This is a genomic window from Methylorubrum podarium (genome assembly GCF_022179745.1).
Taxonomy (GTDB): domain Bacteria; phylum Pseudomonadota; class Alphaproteobacteria; order Rhizobiales; family Beijerinckiaceae; genus Methylobacterium; species Methylobacterium podarium.
In genome coordinates, this window is sequence record NZ_BPRD01000525.1 from 1 (window position 1) to 3795 (window position 3795).

General features: G+C 67.2%; 3 protein-coding genes. 1 reads left to right on the forward strand and 2 read right to left on the reverse strand.

Annotated elements, in window-relative coordinates:
- Positions 1–224: 224 nt before the first annotated feature.
- Positions 225–1853, reverse strand: coding sequence for a cytochrome c oxidase subunit I (gene ctaD / locus MFF42_RS22690; RefSeq protein WP_238257944.1), 1629 nt, complete (start codon positions 1851–1853; stop codon positions 225–227).
- A 77-nt stretch (positions 1854–1930) separates the two neighbouring features.
- Positions 1931–2770, reverse strand: coding sequence for a cytochrome c oxidase subunit II (coxB, locus tag MFF42_RS22695; protein WP_238257946.1), 840 nt, complete (start codon positions 2768–2770; stop codon positions 1931–1933).
- 255 nt (positions 2771–3025) lie between these two features.
- Here coxB and fdhD point away from each other — a divergent pair.
- The coding region (fdhD, locus tag MFF42_RS22700; protein WP_238257947.1) for a formate dehydrogenase accessory sulfurtransferase FdhD at positions 3026–3795 on the forward strand (770 nt) is incomplete at its 3' end.

Here is a 3795-nt window from a genome sequence, read left to right on the forward strand (position 1 = left end):
GCCGCCCGCGGCGGAGGAGAGCGACACGCGGCCGGCGTCGGCGCTCAGGCTGTTCGACAGGCTCGTCATGGAAACCGTGATCTGACGCTTGTTCTGATGGTCTCGGATCGCGCCGTTCCTGGCGCCGCCCTTTGCGGGAGGCCTCTCTGAAGCGGCGAGAGGCCCCCGGGAAAGAGCGAGGACCGCCTCGGCGGTCCTCGCGATCCTGATGTGTTCGTCCCGCCTTAGTGGGCCGGCTCGTCGACGATCTTGGGGAGCGTCTCGAACTGGTGGAAGGGCGGGGGCGAGGACAGGGTCCACTCCAGGGTGGTGGCACCCTCGCCCCACGGATTGTCCGCGGCGCGGGTCTTGGAGCGGAAGGCCAGCACGATGCCGATCACGAACACGACCATGCTGAGGGCGAAGATGTGACCGCCGAGCGTGGCGACCTTGTGCCAGCCGGCAAACGCCTCCGGGTAGTCGGCGTAGCGGCGCGGCATGCCGGCGAGCCCGAGGAAGTGCATCGGGAAGAACAGGACGTTCGCGCCGATGAAGGCTAGCCAGAAGTGCAGCTTGCCCGCCCACTCGGGGATGACGTGGCCGGTCATCTTCGGGAACCAGTAGTAGACACCGGCGAAGATGATGAACACGGCGCCGAGCGAGAGCACGTAGTGGAAGTGCGCGACGACGTAGTAGGTGTCGTGCAGGTACTTATCGACCGAGGAGTTCGCGAGCACGACGCCGGTGACGCCGCCGACCGTGAACAGGAAGATGAAGCCCACCGCCCAGTGCATCGCCGCGGTGAAGCGGATCGAGCCGCCCCACATCGTCGCGATCCAGGAGAAGATCTTCACGCCGGTCGGGACCGCGATCACCATGGTCGCGAAGACGAAGTAGGACTGCGTCTGGAGCGACAGGCCGACGGTGTACATGTGGTGGGCCCACACGACGAAGCCGACGACGCCGATGGCGACCATGGCGTAGGCCATGGCGAGGTAGCCGAAGACGGGCTTGCGCGAGAAGGTGGCGATGATGTGCGAGACGATGCCGAAGGCCGGCAGGATCATCACGTACACCTCGGGGTGACCGAAGAACCAGAACAGGTGCTGGTAGAGCACCGGGTCGCCGCCGCCGGCCGGGTCGAAGAAGGTGGTGCCGAAGTTGCGGTCGGTCAGCAGCATCGTGATCGCGCCGGCCAGCACCGGGAGCGACAGGAGCAGCAGGAACGCGGTGACGAGCTCGGCCCAGGCGAAGAGCGGCATCTTGTGCAGCGTCATGCCGGGGGCGCGCATGTTGAGGATGGTGGTGATGAAGTTGATCGCGCCGAGGATCGAGCCCGCACCGGCGAGGTGGAGCGAGAAGATCGCGAAGTCGACCGCCGGGCCGGGATGGCCGGTGGAGGAGGAGAGCGGCGGGTAGACGGTCCAGCCGGTGCCCGCGCCGGCCGCGCCGGGGGAGCCCTCGACGAACAGCGAGCAGAGGAGGCAGGCGAAGCCCGACACCGTCAGCCAGAACGAGATGTTGTTCATCCGCGGGAACGCCATGTCCGGCGCGCCGATCATCAGCGGGACGAACCAGTTGCCGAAGCCGCCGATGAGGGCGGGCATCACCATGAAGAACACCATGATGAGGCCGTGGCCGGTGACGAACACGTTGTAGGTCGCCGGGTTGGAGAAGTACTGGAGCCCGGGCTCCTCCATCTCCATGCGGATGCCGAAGGACAGGAACGCGCCAATGATGCCCGCCATGAAGGCGAAGACCAGGTAGAGCGTGCCGATGTCCTTGTGGTTCGTCGAGAGGAACCAGCGGGAGAAGAAGGAGGGCTTGTGGTCGTGGTGGGCGTCATGCCCGGCATGTGCTGTGGCGGTGGCCATCGATCCTTGCCTTAATCAGATGTCTGTCGCCTCTGGCGAAGGGAGAACCGGCCGGCTCGCGCCGGCACGGGAAAGCGTCAGCGGGCGTCCGCGAGGCGCGCGCCGTTGTCGATGGCGGCGTACTTGGTCTTCGCCTCGGTCAGCCACTCGGCATAGGCCTGCTCGCTGACCACGCGCACGGTGATCGGCATGTAGGCGTGACGGGCGCCGCACAGCTCGGAGCACTGGCCGTGATAGGTGCCCTCGCGGTCGGCCTTGAACCACCACTGGTTCAGGCGGCCGGGGATCGCGTCGATCTTGCCGCCGAAGGAGGGGATCGCCCAGGAGTGGATGACGTCGTCCGAGGTCACCTGCACCTTCACGATCTTGCCGACCGGCACGACCATGTCGTTGTCGGTGGCGAGAAGCTTCGGCTGCTGCTCCTCGTCGACGTTGGCATCGAAGGTGAAGCCGCCCTTGTCGCCCTCGGCCGGGTAGACGTAGGACCAGTACCAGGCATGGCCGACCACCTTGACCACGACGTCGGCCTTCGGGTCCGAGAGCTGCGTGCGCAGGGTGCGGAACGAGGGAATCGCCACCGCCACGAGGATCAGGACCGGGATGATGGTCCAGGCCACCTCGATCATCGTGTTGTGCGTGGTGCGCGACGGCGTGGGGTTCGTCTTCTCGTTGAACTTGAAGACGCAGTAGAGAATGAGGCCGAGAACGAAGACCGAGATCGCGAAGGCGAGCCAGTGCAGTCCGTGCTCGAAATTGAGGAGGTCGGCGGCCTCGGCCGTGACCGGGATCTGACGGCTCATCTGCCACGGCTCGGGCTGACCGATTCCGGCCGCGAGAGCGGAGGAGGACGAACCGAGGAGAGCGCCGAGCGCGGCGAGCCCCCACGATGACCGATGTTGCACCTGCGTCGTCCGCATATCCCCGCTTGGCTCCCCTGATGCCTATGGTTTGTTTGCCCTTGAATTTGCCGACCGGCGTCGCAAATCCGAGGACTGCCCGAGCTTGTCGCGGGCCTTGCCGGTTCCGGCGTGACCGTATCGCTGCCGGATGGGCGGTTGCGACGTAGAACCATACTGATCGTAAAACCGCAACCGCAACAGCGTCGCTAAGCGTCGCTTGGACGCGGCGGCAGGGTTGCGCGACGGGCAATTTGGCTGCTTCTGGGGATACGGATGCAGGATCTCAGCCGTAATTCTGAATACGATGTCGGCGACGGGCCTCCTGCGACGTCGATCAAGGTCGGAACGCTCGTCGTCGCCTACGACGCGCCCGAGGCGCGGCCCGACGCCCGAGCGCTCGCCGTCGAGATGCCGGTCAACGTCGTCTACGGCACCGTGCCCTACGCGGTGATGATGCTGACGCCGGCCGACCTCGAGGACTTCGCCTACGGCTTCAGCCTCACCGAGGGCGTGATCGAGTCGCCCGACGAGATCCGCGGCGTCGCCGTCGAGCCCGGCGAGGGCGGCCTGCGGCTCCTGGTCGATCTCGCCCCGGGGCGGCTGCGCGAGCACCTCGCCCGCAAGCGCGCGATCAGCGGCCGCACCGGCTGCGGCGTGTGCGGCATCGAGGATCTCTCCGCCCTGCCGACCGCCCGGACCCGTTCGGGAAAAGGTCCGCAGGTGACGCTCGCGGCGATCCAGACGGCGCTGACGGCCCTCTCCGACCGCCAGACCCTCAACCGGGAGACCCGCGCGGTCCACGCCGCCGGCTGGGCCGGGCTCGACGGGGCCCTGTCCGCGGTGCGCGAGGATGTCGGCCGCCACAATGCTCTGGATAAGTGCATCGGCGCGCTGCTGCGCCGGGGCGTGCGGCCGGACGAGGGTTTCCTCGTCATCACCAGCCGCTGCTCCTTCGAGATGGCGGAGAAGGCCGCGACGCTCGGCGCCTCGGTCCTGGTGGCGATCTCCGCCCCGACTTCGCTCGCCATCGAGCGGGCACGCTG

Excerpts from the sequence above, each read along its gene's own strand:
- ctaD (WP_238257944.1), bottom strand. The coding sequence starts at position 1,853 with ATGGCCACCGCCACAGCACATGCCGGGCATGACGCCCACCACGACCAC.
- coxB (WP_238257946.1), bottom strand. The coding sequence starts at position 2,770 with ATGCGGACGACGCAGGTGCAACATCGGTCATCGTGGGGGCTCGCCGCG.